The organism is Streptococcus hongkongensis (genome assembly GCF_053206145.1).
Window position 1 is genome coordinate 1 of sequence record NZ_JBRUGD010000023.1, and the last position, 14,634, is coordinate 14,634.

The 14,634-nt window shown below is 35.0% G+C and carries 18 protein-coding genes and 1 pseudogene; 5 read left to right on the forward strand and 14 right to left on the reverse strand.

All coding sequences use genetic code 11. From position 1 onward, the window contains the following. Window positions 1-139: 139 nt before the first annotated feature. The 7 genes from folK to ACVRZD_RS10245 form a co-directional block, all read right to left on the reverse strand. Window positions 140-625: a 2-amino-4-hydroxy-6-hydroxymethyldihydropteridine diphosphokinase gene (gene folK / locus ACVRZD_RS10215; protein WP_037627521.1), complete on the reverse strand. Its 486-nt coding sequence runs from the start codon at window positions 623-625 to the stop codon at window positions 140-142. Further along, a complete protein-coding gene (folB, locus tag ACVRZD_RS10220) occupies window positions 622-981 on the reverse strand; it encodes a dihydroneopterin aldolase (protein WP_037627522.1) in 360 nt (119 codons plus the stop codon). The genes folK and folB overlap by 4 nt, the downstream gene beginning before the upstream one ends. Window positions 982-987: 6 nt before the next feature. Beyond that, entirely contained in the window at window positions 988-1,788 is an 801-nt protein-coding gene (folP, locus tag ACVRZD_RS10225) for a dihydropteroate synthase (protein ID WP_037627524.1), read from the reverse strand. An 8-nt stretch (window positions 1,789-1,796) separates the two neighbouring features. Beyond that, the gene (folE, locus tag ACVRZD_RS10230) at window positions 1,797-2,357 is read right to left on the reverse strand and encodes a GTP cyclohydrolase I FolE (RefSeq protein WP_447450482.1); all 561 of its coding nucleotides are present in this window, start codon (window positions 2,355-2,357) and stop codon (window positions 1,797-1,799) included. Window positions 2,358-2,366: 9 nt separating this feature from the next. Continuing rightward, a complete protein-coding gene (locus tag ACVRZD_RS10235; RefSeq protein ID WP_037627526.1) occupies window positions 2,367-3,629 on the reverse strand; it encodes a bifunctional folylpolyglutamate synthase/dihydrofolate synthase in 1,263 nt (420 codons plus the stop codon). A gap of 104 nt (window positions 3,630-3,733) precedes the next feature. Beyond that, complete coding sequence (thrB, locus tag ACVRZD_RS10240; protein ID WP_037627528.1) at window positions 3,734-4,597, reverse strand: homoserine kinase; 864 nt, start codon at window positions 4,595-4,597, stop codon at window positions 3,734-3,736. 1 nt (window position 4,598) lies between these two features. Beyond that, entirely contained in the window at window positions 4,599-5,885 is a 1,287-nt protein-coding gene (locus ACVRZD_RS10245) for a homoserine dehydrogenase (RefSeq protein WP_447450483.1), read from the reverse strand. Between the two features lie 174 nt (window positions 5,886-6,059). Here ACVRZD_RS10245 and ACVRZD_RS10250 point away from each other — a divergent pair, with 174 nt between their 5' ends. Further along, window positions 6,060-6,950: a polysaccharide deacetylase family protein gene (locus ACVRZD_RS10250; protein ID WP_447450484.1), complete on the forward strand. Its 891-nt coding sequence runs from the start codon at window positions 6,060-6,062 to the stop codon at window positions 6,948-6,950. Window positions 6,951-7,011: 61 nt separating this feature from the next. Here the strand turns inward: ACVRZD_RS10250 and ACVRZD_RS10255 are convergent, their stop codons facing one another. Further along, window positions 7,012-7,350, reverse strand: a complete 339-nt coding sequence (locus ACVRZD_RS10255) for a MurR/RpiR family transcriptional regulator (protein ID WP_037627533.1) — start codon at window positions 7,348-7,350, stop codon at window positions 7,012-7,014. Between the two features lie 167 nt (window positions 7,351-7,517). Here ACVRZD_RS10255 and ACVRZD_RS10260 point away from each other — a divergent pair, with 167 nt between their 5' ends. Next, window positions 7,518-8,891: a 6-phospho-beta-glucosidase gene (locus ACVRZD_RS10260; RefSeq protein WP_447450485.1), complete on the forward strand. Its 1,374-nt coding sequence runs from the start codon at window positions 7,518-7,520 to the stop codon at window positions 8,889-8,891. Between the two features lie 260 nt (window positions 8,892-9,151). Here the strand turns inward: ACVRZD_RS10260 and ACVRZD_RS10265 are convergent, their stop codons facing one another. Both ACVRZD_RS10265 and ACVRZD_RS10270 read right to left on the reverse strand, forming a co-directional pair. After that, on the reverse strand, window positions 9,152-10,351 hold the full coding sequence (locus ACVRZD_RS10265) for a tyrosine-type recombinase/integrase (protein ID WP_037627535.1): 1,200 nt from the start codon (window positions 10,349-10,351) through the stop codon (window positions 9,152-9,154). 2 nt (window positions 10,352-10,353) lie between these two features. Next, a complete protein-coding gene (locus tag ACVRZD_RS10270) occupies window positions 10,354-10,602 on the reverse strand; it encodes a DUF3173 family protein (RefSeq protein ID WP_037627537.1) in 249 nt (82 codons plus the stop codon). A 45-nt stretch (window positions 10,603-10,647) separates the two neighbouring features. Here ACVRZD_RS10270 and ACVRZD_RS10275 point away from each other — a divergent pair, with 45 nt between their 5' ends. Then, window positions 10,648-10,806: a hypothetical protein gene (locus ACVRZD_RS10275; protein WP_155274970.1), complete on the forward strand. Its 159-nt coding sequence runs from the start codon at window positions 10,648-10,650 to the stop codon at window positions 10,804-10,806. Window positions 10,807-10,850: 44 nt separating this feature from the next. On the opposite strand, the gene ACVRZD_RS10280 is transcribed toward ACVRZD_RS10275, so the two are convergent. After that, window positions 10,851-11,087, reverse strand: coding sequence for a helix-turn-helix domain-containing protein (locus ACVRZD_RS10280; protein ID WP_037627539.1), 237 nt, complete (start codon window positions 11,085-11,087; stop codon window positions 10,851-10,853). A gap of 223 nt (window positions 11,088-11,310) precedes the next feature. Beyond that, window positions 11,311-11,460 (reverse strand): annotated as a pseudogene (locus ACVRZD_RS10285) (IS3 family transposase); the annotation flags it as partial. 221 nt (window positions 11,461-11,681) lie between these two features. Here ACVRZD_RS10285 and ACVRZD_RS10290 point away from each other — a divergent pair. Continuing rightward, window positions 11,682-12,272: a type IV toxin-antitoxin system AbiEi family antitoxin domain-containing protein gene (locus ACVRZD_RS10290; protein WP_037627541.1), complete on the forward strand. Its 591-nt coding sequence runs from the start codon at window positions 11,682-11,684 to the stop codon at window positions 12,270-12,272. Next, entirely contained in the window at window positions 12,269-13,102 is an 834-nt protein-coding gene (locus tag ACVRZD_RS10295; protein WP_037627542.1) for a nucleotidyl transferase AbiEii/AbiGii toxin family protein, read from the forward strand. Before ACVRZD_RS10290 ends, ACVRZD_RS10295 begins: the two co-directional genes overlap by 4 nt. Window positions 13,103-13,576: 474 nt before the next feature. Here ACVRZD_RS10295 and ACVRZD_RS10300 read toward each other — a convergent pair whose 3' ends face one another. Both ACVRZD_RS10300 and ACVRZD_RS10305 read right to left on the reverse strand, forming a co-directional pair. After that, window positions 13,577-13,783 (reverse strand): helix-turn-helix domain-containing protein, encoded by a 207-nt coding sequence (locus ACVRZD_RS10300; protein WP_037627545.1) that lies wholly within the window; start codon window positions 13,781-13,783, stop codon window positions 13,577-13,579. A 317-nt stretch (window positions 13,784-14,100) separates the two neighbouring features. Beyond that, the coding region (locus tag ACVRZD_RS10305; RefSeq protein WP_447450486.1) for an LPXTG cell wall anchor domain-containing protein at window positions 14,101-14,634 on the reverse strand (534 nt) is incomplete at its 5' end.

The window sequence follows — 14,634 nt, forward strand, 5'->3', positions numbered from 1 at the left end:
CGTTCATCAATAGAAATAATAAAATCAATCATCCTAGTCACCTCACTTCTAGTTTACTACTTTGACTGATTTTGTCATTATGAATCTTGATTTCTGAAAACAAAGCTTTCTTCATGCGTTTGTCGTGTATTCGTGTCACTTACTCAACTACTTTAAGGATTGAGGATGAATCTAATTTTTTTAAATAGTCTGATAAAGGCAGTGACTGCTCAACCATTTGTAAATGAGGCGCAATCTCAAGTAAAGGGACTAATACAAATGCACGTTTAGTCATGTAGGGATGAGGCACAGTCAATGTGTCAGTTACTATTTTTTCTTGATTATATAAAAGTATATCAATATCAATCGTACGAGGTCCCCATTTTTCGTGCCTAACTCTACCCAATTCAATTTCAATTGCCTGCGTTTCTTGCAAAAAGTCTTGGGCACTTAACTCTGATTCAACCGATATGGCACAATTAAAAAAATCTTCTTGATCTTCTTTACCCCATGCTGGTGTCCGATAAAAAGATGACACCTTTTTGACATTACTTTTTGGAATTTTGTTGATTAAGGTAATGGCATCAGTCAATATCGTTAGACTGTCACCTTGATTACTCCCTAAACTAAGATAAATCTTGTTCATCGGCAACGCTCCAACTCAACCGAGACAGAGGTATAATGTCCTGCTATTGGCGGGTTTTCTTTACTAATTTTAATTGTGATCGCATTGATTTTAGGAAATTCCTCAAATAATTTATCACAAATTGACTGACCTAAATGCTCAATAAGTGCATGTTTTGTTCCTTCAACTTCTGCCTTTACTGATTCATAGACATAGCCATAATGGACAGTGTCTTCAACATTGTCTGTTTGACCTGCTGTTGTCAAATCAACTGATAAGCAAAGATCGACAACAAAAATTTGCCCCAACACTTGCTCTTCTTTCAGTGCGCCGTGATACGCATAAAACCGACAATTATTTAAATATATTTTATCCATAGTTCCTCACATTAATTGACTTAAAACATCAACAATTTCTTTATTTGCTGCAACATTATGAACACGGACAATCTGGCAGCCTTTACTAATAGCATAGCCAGATAAAGCTGCTGTTGCACCATCACGTTCTAAAGCTTTAGTCTGTCCGCCCATCAGAGCATCAACAACACGTTTTCGTGAAATACCAAATAAGACTGGGAAACCTAATTGACAGACTTGATCAAGCCCTTTAAGTAACTCCATATTTTGTTGCACATCTTTTGCAAAGCCAAATCCTGGATCAATCCAGATATTTTCTTTAGCTAAGCCTTTTTCTAGTGCTAAATTAGCCCGTTCAGCTAAAAACTGACACACATCTTTTGTGACATCTTGATAAACTTCATCATCTTGATTATGCATAAGAATAATGGGAACTTGGTATTCAACAGCTAAGTCAATCATTTGTCCATCATAAAGACCCGCCCAAACATCATTTAAGATATCTGCACCCGCATCTAAAGCAGCACGCGCCGTCTCCGTCTTATAAGTATCCACACTGACTAAAACATCAAATTTTTCTTTGATTGCCTTGATAACAGGTACTACCCTCTCAATTTCTTCTGAAGCAGTCACAAATTGAAAACCTGGACGAGTTGATTCACCGCCAATATCAATAATCTTTGCTCCATCCGCAATCATCTGTTTTGTTTGAGCCAAGGCATTTTCAATAGTTGTATAAGACCCACCATCAGAAAACGAATCTGGAGTAACATTTAAAACCCCCATAATAGCAGCTTTGCCTTCTAAAACATATTTTCCAATTTTCATCTGACTACCTACTTCTCATTAATTAAGCTTAAAATTTCTTTTCTTTCTTCACGATCCGTTTGATAAATACCACGTGCTGTGGTTGTAATGGTTTTACTACCAGGCTTTTTAATACCACGCATAGTCATACACATATGTTCTGCTTCTAACAAGACAAAGATGCCTTTGGGATGAAGAGCTTCCTCCAGCGCGTCAGCTACTTGCGCCGTTAGTCGCTCTTGCAACTGTGGTCGCTTGCTTGCTACTTCAACGGCCCTAGCCAATTTACTTAAGCCAGTAACACGGCCATCACTTGGCAAGTAAGCAATATGTGCTTTGCCATAAAAAGGCACTAAATGGTGCTCGCACATGGAGTGGAAATAGATATCTTTGACAATAACTGCATCTTCATGGTTCTCTGTAAAAACAGCTGTAAATTGATCCTTAGGATCAGCTTCTAAGCCAGAAAACATTTCCTTGTACATCTTGGCAACTCGTTTAGGTGTATCTAAGAGTCCTTCACGCTCTGGATTCTCTCCAATAGCTTCTAATAATTGATAAATGGCTTTTTCTGCTTTTTCTAAATTCATTCGCGCTTACTATCCTTTGTCTTTTTCTAATTTCCAATACTGTCTAACTTCTGAGATAAAATAGAGAGAGCCTGTAACAAGATAAAAATCTGATTGACTAGATAAATCTATATTGGCCAACCAAGCTTTAAAATCAGGACATCTTTCAAACCGCTCTGGATACTTTTCCAAAGGATAAGCATTGGGGTAACGAAAACTTGTTACCCTTACATCTCCCACTGTTTCCAAAAGCTTCAACATATCATCAATCGGTTTTGTATCAATTGCTCCAAAAAGCAGATGAATCCGTTTATCGGCGTAATGTTCTTTAACCACATCTACTAAAGCCAGAACACTCTCTTTATTATGAGCCCCATCAATCATCAGATTATCGGCTAATAGTTCTGTCCGACCAAGCCAAAAAGCTTCCTTAAGACCTTTTCTAATAGCCTTATCAGTAATTTTTGGCATTTTTTCTTGCAATAGCTGAGCTGCCATGATAGATAAACTAGCATTTGATAGTTGATGTTGGCCAGGCATGGCTAATTCTAACTGAGAAATCTTGCCAAGCTGTGATGTAAATTCTAAAGCGTCAGCCGTGGGACTTAAGTTAAATTCATGGCCATACTCGTAAGCTACCGCTTTTTTCTCCGCAATTTTATCTAAGAAAACTTGTCTTGCTTCTTGATTATCAATAGCAAAGATAACTGCTTCACTCCCTTTAATAACACCTGCTTTTTGCTCTGCAATGGCACTGTAAGTGTCCCCTAAAATATTAAGATGGTCTAAACCAATCGAGGGACAGATAACTGCAAATGCATTAAACAGATTTGTTGAGTCAAACCTACCGCCTAAACCGGCCTCTATGATTGCTATATCAACTGGATGAAGGCGCCCAAAGTAAAGAAACATTATTAAAGTGATAAGCTCAAATTCAGTCACCTCTCCAAAATCAGTCTCTCCAGCAATTCTATCCGTCAGCGGTTTAATCAGTTCTGCACAAGTGACTAAATCCTCTTCAGGAATCATTTGACCATCTACTGAAATCCGTTCTTTAAAATCTACTATATATGGAGATGTAAAAGTCCCAACATGATAACCAGAATTGGTTAAGATATGCTGTAAATTATTAACAGTTGAGCCTTTACCATTTGTCCCAACGACATGAATAGCAAAGATATTGTCTTGCGGATTTCCTAATTGCTCAAGCACCCACTTCATTCGATCAATCCCCGGTTTAATGCCAAAAGTTAATTGACCATGTATCCAATTTAATACATCTTTATACTTCATTTTTGTCCTCTTAGTCACAGTAACTATAGTATAGCATAGAATAAAAAAAGGAAAAGCGTTTCCAATTACTTTTTTCCTTTTTATCACCTATTTTTAATAAAAAATTATTTAATAACTTGTAAGCCATTTCCATCCACTGATAAGGGAATAACTTGACCGTCTAACTCTAATTTCTTTAAATCAGTAATAATTGTTTCTGTCATTTCTTTTGGACAGATAATCATTACTGTTGGACCTGCCCCTGAAAGATAAGTTGCATAGGCACCTAAGCTTCTAGCAATCTGTTTAATTTCCTGAAATTCTTTGACTAATTTTTGACGATATACTTCATGAAACATATCATTTTCAATAGCTTTACCAGCCTTAACTAAATCACCTGTTACAATTGCTGCGATAGCCAAATTTGCCACAGATGATGCTTTAACTGCTTGCTTATAAGATAAATGCTGAGGTAAGACTTGTCTAGAATCTGAGGTCTTTAGTTCATAATTAGGAATAAAAGCTACTAACCCTGTTTCTGGGAATGGGAGGTGAACATAATCTAATCCCGTATCAAGTTGAGAGGCAATAACCAATTGACCAAAGATAGCTGGTGCAACATTGTCAGGATGCCCTTCAAATTGATTAGCTATCGTCAACTTCCGTTCAGCAGATAAGTCTAAGCCAGCTAATTGATTAGCCAGTTCAATCCCAGCAACGATAACAGATGATGACGAACCCAAACCTCTTGCTAATGGGATATCTGATGTCATTTTGATATGATGGGGCTGAATATTAGGGGCTAATCTTAGTGCTGTTTGAATTAATAAATTATCCTGATTATGTGGCACATCACCAAGATCATGCGCAACAAACCAGTCATCACTTTCTTCTAAAACTTCTATCTCTAAGTACTTCGTTACAGCTAATCCAATCGAATCAAATCCTGGTCCTAAATTAGCTGAAGTAGCCGGAACTCTAATTAACATGTTAATCTCCTAATACTTTAAATCTATTGAGTAATTGGAAGCCTTCTTCTTCAGATATCTTTTGTGTTAAATCATCAAGTTGCTTTTCACTAACCGCATGGGTAATGGTAACAACTCTGGCTCTCCCATCTTTAGCCTTATCTTGTAACACTTGTCTTAAAGAAACATCCTGATCATTGAATATTTTAGTTAACCGTAATAATTGACCTTTTTCATCTGATGTCTCAATCGCCAAATAATAAAGACTTGAAATATCTTTTTTATCAGCCAACTTTGTTTCAACTTTAAATTCATTAAAAGCTTTGCCGATGGTATTATCCTTCAAACGACGAGAAATACGGATAATATCAGCCATTACTGAGGTAGCTGTTGGTTTTTGACCAGCACCTGGTCCGTAAAACATCGATTCACCAATACCGATTGATTCCACAAAAACAGCATTCATAACACCACTCACACTAGCAAGTGGATGGTCTTGTGGAATAAAGGTCGGCATTACACCTGCAGCAATACCTGATTTTGTTTCTTCCAGAGACCCAACTAATTTAATCACGTACCCTAATTTTTGAGCAATCAAAACATCCTCAGGAGTAATACTTGAAATCCCTTGGTGTTTAACATCATTAAAATCCAATGTCATTCCAAAGGCAAATTGACTTAAAATGGCTACTTTGTAAGCCGCGTCAATTCCTTCAACATCATTTGTCGGATCACTTTCAGCATAGCCCAAAGCCTGAGCCTTATTTAGAGCTTCTTCGTAAGACCAGCCTTCTTCAACCATTTTAGTCATCATGAAGTTAGATGTGCCATTTAAAACACCCAAAACTCGAGTAATTTTATCAGATGTAAACGAGTTAGCAAGTGTTCTGAGAATTGGAATTCCACCTGCCACTGCTGCCTCATAATAAAAAGCTAAATGCAGTTGCTCTGCCAGTTCACGGATTTCTTTTCCATGTAGAGCAATCAAATCTTTGTTAGCTGTGACAACATGTTTACCTGCATTTAAGGCACTAATGATAAATGATTTTGCTGGTTCAATCCGTCCCATTAATTCGACAACAATATCAATCTCGGAATCTTCGAGAATCTCCTCAATTGAAGTCACAAAATGATAGTCATAGCCTTTTTCTTCTAGGCCTTGTTTTTCAGCATTATTTCTGACTAAAACTTTTGCTATCTCTATTTTAGAACCAGCTGCCTTTTCAATTTTATTGGTGTTTTCTTTTATTAAGAAAGGAAGTCCACTTGCTACTGTTCCAAATCCTAATAATGCTATTTTTACTGCCATTCTATTCTCCTACCTATCAAAACGTAACGCATTCAAGCTATATTCCTAACATTATACCAAAATTATATCCAATTTTATAGCTTTCTCCTATTCAAAAAAACTAAAATTACTATAATTTGAATTAAAATAGCCTTAAAAGTGATATAATAAAGAAAATAACTTACGGAGTAATTTATGTCAAGACGTCAAAAAAACCAAAAAAATAAAGGCTTAGCACTTATTTTCTTCACACTCATTACAGTCTTTATCCTTGTTGGTCTGAGTTTTAGCTACTTGCAAAAAACAAGTAAAACCCAGGTTAACAAGCCAAAACAATCCAAAGTACAGCTAAAGAAAGCCGCAACGGCAAAAGAGGAGAAAAGCAAATGGACCAAAGAAAGTGAACCGATAGCTTTACCTATTCTAATGTATCATGCCGTCCATGTCATGGCTCCTTCCGAATCTGCTAATGCTAATTTAATTGTCGATCCCACTACATTTGAAGAGCAAATTAAAGCAATGTCAGAAGCAGGCTATTATTTTTTAACACCAGAGGAAGCTTATCGTGTGCTTAAAAATAATGAAAAGCCAGCCGAAAAAATTGTATGGCTTACTTTCGACGACAGTATGATTGACTTTTATCAAGTTGCCTATCCTATTATGACGAAATATCATGTCAAAGCAACAAATAATGTTATTACTGCTTTTACCGATGAAAAAAGAGTTAGCAATTTAAGCTTAGAGCAAATGGCTGAAATGAAAAAAAATGGCATGTCCTTCCAGGATCACACGGTCAATCATCCCGACTTATCTAAACAAAGTCCAGAATTACAAAAAGCTGAACTAAAAGAGTCAAAAGATTATCTTGATACAAATTTAAATCAAAATACCATCGCAGTTGCTTATCCTTCTGGAAGATATAGTGATACCACTCTTGAAATAGCTAATTCCTTAAACTATAAATTAGGCGTAACAACTAATGAAGGGTTAGCAAGTGCTACAAATGGCCTTTTATCCTTAAACAGGATTAGGATTTTACCATCCACAAGTGCTGACTTGCTTTTGCAACAAATCTCAATACCATAAAAAGTCTAAGCTAAGCTTAGATTTTTTTATAAAATATATATAAATCTTTATAATTTCAAATTCATTTTTCTTCCTCCATCAACTGTGTTGCAGAAAACCTTCGATCAATTAATTGACCTGATCTTTTTAAATGGTTTAAGTTTTCATCATAATAAGAAGAAAATACCAGACCATATAGGATATCAAGCAGAACATGATAGGCATGTTTAAAATCAACCCAGCCCTTAAAACCTAATTTTTTAGCAATCCTAACGATTGTCGAAGGCTGTGTAAAGGTTTCTTTAGCTAGTGCTTGAATACTGATTTTTTCCAATTCTTCAACATGGTTTATTATGTATCTGACAGCAAGTGATTCGGCTTGTGAAAATGTGTAAGACTCCAATTCTTCCTTAATGAGCATAATTTTCTCCCTCTTGATCATTACCCTCACTTTAGCAAAAATATTTTCAAAAAGCATCTAAAAAACGAAAATATTTGTAAACAATTTTTTAAATGATTCTTTTTGACTTGTTTAATATTTTTAATGCCGTATACTCAAGTTATAGAATAAGAAAGAAGGAAAAAGAAATGGTTAAAATAGTAACTATTGGAGGCGGAAGCTCTTATACCCCAGAATTAATGGAAGGTTTTATCAAACGATATGATCAACTGCCAATTAGCGAAATCTGGTTAGTTGATGTCGAAGAAGGCAAAGAAAAGCAAGAAATCGTCGGAGTCATGGCACAGAGAATGTGGGATGCCAGTCCTTACGATGTCAAAGTTCACATGACCTTGGATCGTGAAGAAGCTCTAAAAGATGCTGATTTTGTAACCACTCAATTCCGTGTCGGTCAATTGGATGCCCGGATAAAAGACGAACGCATACCATTCTCATATGGTATGTTGGGACAAGAAACAAATGGTCATGGTGGGATTTTTAAAGCATTCAGAACAGTTCCAATTGTACTGGAAATTGTCGAGGATATGAAACGCCTCTGTCCAAATGCCTGGTTAATCAACTTCGCCAATCCCGCTGGCATGGTTACTGAAGCTGTTCTTCGTTATGGTAAATGGGATAAAGTTGTTGGACTGTGTAATGTTCCCGTCATGGCCAAAATTGGTGAATCACAAATGCTTGGTCTAAGTGAAGAAGATATAATTCATAAATTCGCAGGAGTCAACCACTTCCACTGGCACCGCGTCGCAGATAAAAACGGTTACGATGTCACTATGCAAATCATTGATAAGCTTTATGAAGAAGACAACGGTCTACCAAAAAACATTTTCGACGTTCCATTCTTTAAAGAACAATTACAACAAATGAAGATGATTCCGTGTGGTTACCATAACTACTATTATCGTTTTGATGAAATGTTGGCACATGGCATGGAAGAATTCAAAGCCAAGGGAACACGTGCCGAACAAGTTCGCGCCCTTGAAGAAAGTCTTTTTGAACTTTATAGAAACCCAGATCTCAATTACAAACCCAAAGAATTAGAAGAACGTGGCGGTGCTCATTATTCCGATGCAGCCTGTGAAACTATTGCTTCAATCTACGCCAATAAAAATACTGAAATCGTAGTTTCTACAAGAAACAATGGTGCTATTCCAGACCTACCAGCTGATTGTGCTGTTGAAATCACTGCTTACCTCGGTGCTCAAGGTGCTCGCGCAGTTGCTTTTGGATCATTACCAACTGCCGAACGAGGCTGGTTACAAGTCATGAAGACCATGGAACTATTAACAATTGAAGCTGCTGTCACAGGAGATTATGGAACAGCATTGCAAGCGATCACTATCAACCCATTAATTCCATCAGGCGCACGCGCCAAGCAAGCCATGGATGAACTTTTCATTGCTCATAAAAAATATCTACCTCAGTTTGCCGAAACAGTTGCTCGTCTTGAAAAAGAAGGTATCACCATCAAAGATGATAAAGTTAGAAAGATGTGCCTAAACTAAGCTAACAATTCAAAACATAAAAATAAGAACATATCCATATCTGTGATGTGTTCTTATTTTATAGAGCCTATTTTTCTTTTTTCTACAATCAAGTCAATAAATAAACATGATATCACAATCTTTTGTAGAAGGTCACAAAAAACACCATTGAGCCTCCTCAACGGTGTTTTATTTGTTAGGCTATTTGCATAGTCACACTATTATTTAAGTGTAACAATAACACATCCTGTCATATAGGCGATATAATAAGCTTCATTATTTTAATTGGTTGTTTGGCAGGAATTTTGGCATAAAACGGAATCTAATCCTGCACTTTTTATACTTTGAGTAATTTCTTCAGATACTGTTTTATCAAATGCATTAAACCAATGACTATATGTATTCAAAGTCGTCGACTTATCAGCATGCCCCATTCGTCTTGCTACATATAAAATATCTTTATGCAAAACGTTTATAAGATAAGAAGCATGGCTATGACGTAAACCTTTTCCTGTTATTACAGGTACTCCTGTTTCTTCAGCCTTTCTTTTGAGAATTCTACAAATTGTTGACTTACAAAATGGTTCTCCAAATCGTGAAATAATAAAGTCTGTATTTTGGTTCGCAACCTGATTAGCTCTCCAATTTTTTAGTACCGCAAGCGTCACATCATCAAGCTCAATCAGACGTTCACCTGCAGGTGTTTTAGTTTGATCCTTACGATACCACCTTCCATCCTCATCTTTTTCCAACGTTGTATGGACATTCAAAAATTTTTGCTCAAAATCTACATCTTCCCAGCATAATGATAAACCTTCACTAACACGGACACCAGTCATGAAATACAACCAAATTGTTGTGAATCTCTGTAGCTCTTCGTAATCTTTCAGGTCAAATGATTTAATAAAAGTCTGAAACTCCAAATAAGTCCAAAACGGTGTGTCAGGATGCTTACCTTTAGGATTATCCAGAGCCTTGCAAGGCATTTTTGAAATATACCCTAATCTCTCGGCATACCCCATACAAGCTTTAAATCGTGACCACAAATGCTTTGCATAATTTTCAGAATAGCTTTCAATAATATGTAACCTGAATTCTTCACAATCTCGAGCTGTGATCCCTTTTAGAGATTTTGAACCAAAATATTGTATGAATAATTTATGATGAGGCATAGCAGTCTTATAGGTTACAGATTGAACTTTCTGCTTATAAGCTCTTAGATAAATTGTCTTCATATAATTTTCAAAAGTAATATTATAATTTTCCAGACTAAGTTTACTATTAGATTCATATTTTACTCGAACCAGTTCATCATATGCTTCTTTCATTGTTTTAAATGGTTTACCAAACTGATTCTTTCTTGCTTTCTTTTGAACTCGTTTTCCTGTTACAGGGTCAACTCCAAGGTCAACTTGATAAAATATCTTACCATTTTTATCACAGTAAACACCTTTATATCTTTTTTGATTTTTTGCAACCATTTCTACTTCTCTCTTTCCAAAAATTCGTCAGAGAGTGAAATACCGATTAACTCTTCTACGATTTCTTTCGGAGCAATACCAAGTCTTCTATTGTCAAAGGGCGATTTACTTAATTCTACCGCATTATTATCTACTTTTCTAGCTTCTTCAAATTTTTTTACTGCTATTTTTTTAGCTTCTCTGATAATATCTCTTGATGTATGTTCAGGAAAACCAATTTTCATCAAGTTTAAATATGTAACTGTCTTCATACTCATCCTCTCTTTACAAAATATAAAGAACCTCCGTGGGTATGAATGGTTAAATCACTCATGGGGATTTCACCCGCTGTCCTTTCACGATGGCAGCCTGAACGTTCAGAAGTATCATTATCCTTATATGTGGTCATGGCAGATAGAAAACCACTCTATTTTATAGCTGATTATTATCGCTCATATCACGGCGAATCACACTAAGTTGCTTGACAAATAAGAAAGTCCCACATCAGTTTATTCAATTATCAATGAACGATCAAAAAGAGTCTATTTTTTAAGCGGCAAGGATAATCTGATATCCCTAATATGTAATCCGTACTAACATGATAAAGTTCTGAAAGTTTAATAAGACATTCAATAGGTAAATATCTTTTCCCAGTCTCAATTTTTGAATAGCAAAATTGACTACAGGATAAATATTTTGCTAGATATTCTTGATTTAAATCATAATCTTCTCGCAAATCCTTTACACGCTTAAACATTCGTTCACTCCTAAGAAAATTATAATTAAAATCTGAACGAATGTTGGATATTATTCTAAATTGTCATAAAAACTTATAAAAATTTAATTCCCCTGTTGTAAAATGAAGTGCAACGGGGGAATTAAAGATATATTAAGTACGATGCAGATTTTCGCAAACTAAATATAGTATCACTTGAAAAGACAAGAGTTTTCTGTACAAGTTTTATAAAGTGCTTTTTTAGTTAGGTAATCAATCGCATTGCCATTGGTGTCTGGTAATTGAGACTGCTATGGATACAATGATAGTTCCACCAATGGACGTAATCTCTTGTTTTGACGCTTAGTTCTTCAAGAGAGTTGAAAACTTCTTGATGACTAAACTCAATCTTGAATAGGTTACACTAAACTAAATATAAAGAGTTCTAAACTAAAGAAAATAGGAGAATATAATGACTAGAAAAGTACGTCGTCAATTTACAGATGACTTTAAACAACAGATTGTCACTCTCCTCTCATCTTAATAAAGAACCCTTAATTTTGTTATTTTGTTGTTTTTATACTACAAATATAGTAATATTGTAGTATAAAAACAACATTAGAGGGGTGAAGATAAATGTCTAACAAAGAGATACTACTCAACTACCTCGAAAAACATAACGGCATCATTACCTATAAAGATTGTAAAAAGCTAGGAATTCCAACAGTATATCTGACAAGGTTGGAAAATGATGGTGTTATTTTTCGAGTTGAAAAAGGAATTTTTATCTCCTCGAATGGGGATTATGATGAGTATTACTTCTTCCAATACCGATATAGTAAGACTATTTTTTCTCATATTTCGGCACTTTATCTACAAGGTCTAACCGATGAAATTCCACAATACTTTGAAGTAACAGTAAGTAGAGGTTATCGTTTCCAAACCAAACCAGCTAATTTAACGGTTCACGTTGTACCAAAAGAATTAATCAACATTGGACTAATAACTGTTGAAACTCCAATGGGGAATAAAGTCCAAGCTTATGATTTTGAACGTACACTATGTGATTTTTTTAGAAACAGAGATAAGATTGAGTCTGAGCTCTTTGTAAAAACATTAAATCAATATAGAACTTATCCCCAAAAAGACCTCGCAAAACTCTATGAATACGCAAAAAAAATGAATATTGCCGAAGAAATCAAACGCACAATGGAGATATTAGTATGAACAAAGCAAAATTAACAACACTATGTCATAAAATTTCAAGACAAACTGGGCTAACCTTTAATTCAGTAATGACATATTATTTTCTTGAACAAATTCTAAAAAAATTAAGCCAGAGTCCTTACTCAGACCATTATATTTTTAAAGGTGGTTTTCTTCTTTCGAATGTCATCGGAGTTAACTCTCGTAGTACCGTTGATATTGATTTTCTCTTTCACAGACTAGCACTAACGGAAGAAATTGTTCAAGAACAATTTCTAGAGATTTTAGAACCGGCAACTGATAGGATTACTTTTACACTACAATCGATTACAGCTATTAAAGAAAGTGACAACTATGGTGGTTATCGAGCAACTATTCTTTGTCAATTAGAAAATATTAGACAAGTAGTTCATTTAGATATTGCGACTGGAGATATTGTCACGCCACAACCTATTTCTTACGATTATAAAGCCCTTTTTGACATCGAAAATTTTCCAATTATGGCATACACTATTGAAACCATCATAGCTGAAAAATTACAAACTATTTTTTCAAGAAACTTTTTAAACAGTCGCAGCAAAGACTTTTACGACGTCTATATTCTCTCCAAGTTAAAAAGAGACGAAATTGATTTCTCACAATTAAAAATTGCTTGCCAAAAAACTTTCTCTTATCGTGAAACAGAATTGAATTTCACTAAAATTATCTCATTATTAGAGACTTTCAAGACAGATGCCATCCAACAAAAACAATGGCAAAATTATTCAAAAAAATATCAGTACACCAAGATGATTTTATTCACAGATGTTCTAAGTGAAATTATCAACTTAGTAGAAAGTATTGATTCTTAAAGTTACCAAGTCATTGAACAAAAATAAAAAATATGCTAATAATGAGGCCACTGAAAAAATAGTTTCTTAAAGACTACTAATTTCAAAACAAGAGGAAAGACTCAAAAATTGAGTTTTTCCTCTTTTCTTATGCTCCTTTGAAAGTTCTAAAATGAAGTTAGCCACTTAAGGGTATCAAAAAACATCTCAGAGAGATATAATTGTAATCTACCACAACAACAATCGGAAGGTCTCTGAGATGCAAAACTATTATACACCAAAAGGTAAACAGTTAAGACTAACTGATCGTAGAAATATACAACGATGGGTAATTTATGAGAAAAAATTACATGAAACTGTCTAACTTAATTTGACAAATTGGGTAAAGAATAATATTTCTGCAATTACATATATAAAAGAGTCATTCGTATTACTACTTGAAAGATTATTTCTGCCTAGTTTAGTGTAACCTATTTAATAGGAAAGAGCTTATTTTTAACGGTAAGGTTTATCAGTTAGTCCTAATATATAATCTGTACTAACATTGTAAAACTCTGAAATCTTAATAAGGTAATCAATAGGTAATTGTCTTTTTCCAGCCTCAATTTTTGAATAAGATGATTGACTACATGATAAATATTTTGCAAGATATTCTTGAGTTAAATCGCAATCTTCTCTCAGATCTTTGATGCGCCTAAACATTCGTTTACTCCTAAGAAAATTATAGTTAAAATCTGAACGAATCTTGACTTTTATGCCAAATCGGCATAAAAGTTTTTGAAAGATCAATAGATTAAACTAAGAAATGTTTGCTTAACATCAAGATTTAGAAATTTATCAAGTACAAAATCAAAAGCCTATCAAGATTTTACATCTAGATAGACTTTTTAAATTTTCAAGTTTTCAACTTGAAAATATTGAACACTATATTTAAACCGGAGAGAGAGAGAGATAACTAATATAATGTGTTCACACCGATATAAAACGTGAAAAGTTTAATGACATTTTAGGTCAAAAGATTAATCCTCCTTTTTCTTAGTAATAAATACCAAACTAAGGGATGCAATAATTGACAAGACAGCAATATTAAATAATGAATTTTCACTTTCACCAGTTGTTGGCAAATTCTTATCTTTTTCATCTGGATTAACGGCACCATCTGCTTCAACTTCAGCTTTCTTATCTTTTCCAGCTTGTGCGGCATCTTCGGCTGCTTTCACGGCTGCTTCAGCGGCTTGTTCTGCGGCATCTTGTGAATCTGGTTTACCGTTGCTATCCGCATCGTTGACTGTGACTTCTGATGTCGTTACTTTATCAAGACGATCTTTCAACGCTTCTTTGACTGGGCCTTCTGGTAAGCTATCTACTAACGGAGTTGCTGTATCTTTCTTCTCAGTCGTTGTCGCGTTTAAGCCATCTACGGCTGCTTTTTCATCTGGATTAACGGCACCATCTGCTTCAACTTCAGCTTTCTTATCTTTTCCAGCTTGTGCGGCATCTTCGGCTGCTTTCACGGCTGCTTCAGCGGCTTGTTCTGCGGCATCTTGTGAATC

Coding starts and splice junctions, on each gene's coding strand:
- folK (WP_037627521.1), bottom strand. CDS start 625: ATGAACAAGATTTATCTTAGTTTAGGGAGTAATCAAGGTGACAGTCTA.
- folB (WP_037627522.1), bottom strand. CDS start 981: ATGGATAAAATATATTTAAATAATTGTCGGTTTTATGCGTATCACGGC.
- folP (WP_037627524.1), bottom strand. CDS start 1,788: ATGAAAATTGGAAAATATGTTTTAGAAGGCAAAGCTGCTATTATGGGG.
- folE (WP_447450482.1), bottom strand. CDS start 2,357: ATGAATTTAGAAAAAGCAGAAAAAGCCATTTATCAATTATTAGAAGCT.
- ACVRZD_RS10235 (WP_037627526.1), bottom strand. CDS start 3,629: ATGAAGTATAAAGATGTATTAAATTGGATACATGGTCAATTAACTTTT.
- thrB (WP_037627528.1), bottom strand. CDS start 4,597: ATGTTAATTAGAGTTCCGGCTACTTCAGCTAATTTAGGACCAGGATTT.
- ACVRZD_RS10245 (WP_447450483.1), bottom strand. CDS start 5,885: ATGGCAGTAAAAATAGCATTATTAGGATTTGGAACAGTAGCAAGTGGA.
- ACVRZD_RS10250 (WP_447450484.1), top strand. CDS start 6,060: ATGTCAAGACGTCAAAAAAACCAAAAAAATAAAGGCTTAGCACTTATT.
- ACVRZD_RS10255 (WP_037627533.1), bottom strand. CDS start 7,350: ATGCTCATTAAGGAAGAATTGGAGTCTTACACATTTTCACAAGCCGAA.
- ACVRZD_RS10260 (WP_447450485.1), top strand. CDS start 7,518: ATGGTTAAAATAGTAACTATTGGAGGCGGAAGCTCTTATACCCCAGAA.
- ACVRZD_RS10265 (WP_037627535.1), bottom strand. CDS start 10,351: ATGGTTGCAAAAAATCAAAAAAGATATAAAGGTGTTTACTGTGATAAA.
- ACVRZD_RS10270 (WP_037627537.1), bottom strand. CDS start 10,602: ATGAAGACAGTTACATATTTAAACTTGATGAAAATTGGTTTTCCTGAA.
- ACVRZD_RS10275 (WP_155274970.1), top strand. CDS start 10,648: ATGGTTAAATCACTCATGGGGATTTCACCCGCTGTCCTTTCACGATGG.
- ACVRZD_RS10280 (WP_037627539.1), bottom strand. CDS start 11,087: ATGTTTAAGCGTGTAAAGGATTTGCGAGAAGATTATGATTTAAATCAA.
- ACVRZD_RS10290 (WP_037627541.1), top strand. CDS start 11,682: ATGTCTAACAAAGAGATACTACTCAACTACCTCGAAAAACATAACGGC.
- ACVRZD_RS10295 (WP_037627542.1), top strand. CDS start 12,269: ATGAACAAAGCAAAATTAACAACACTATGTCATAAAATTTCAAGACAA.
- ACVRZD_RS10300 (WP_037627545.1), bottom strand. CDS start 13,783: ATGTTTAGGCGCATCAAAGATCTGAGAGAAGATTGCGATTTAACTCAA.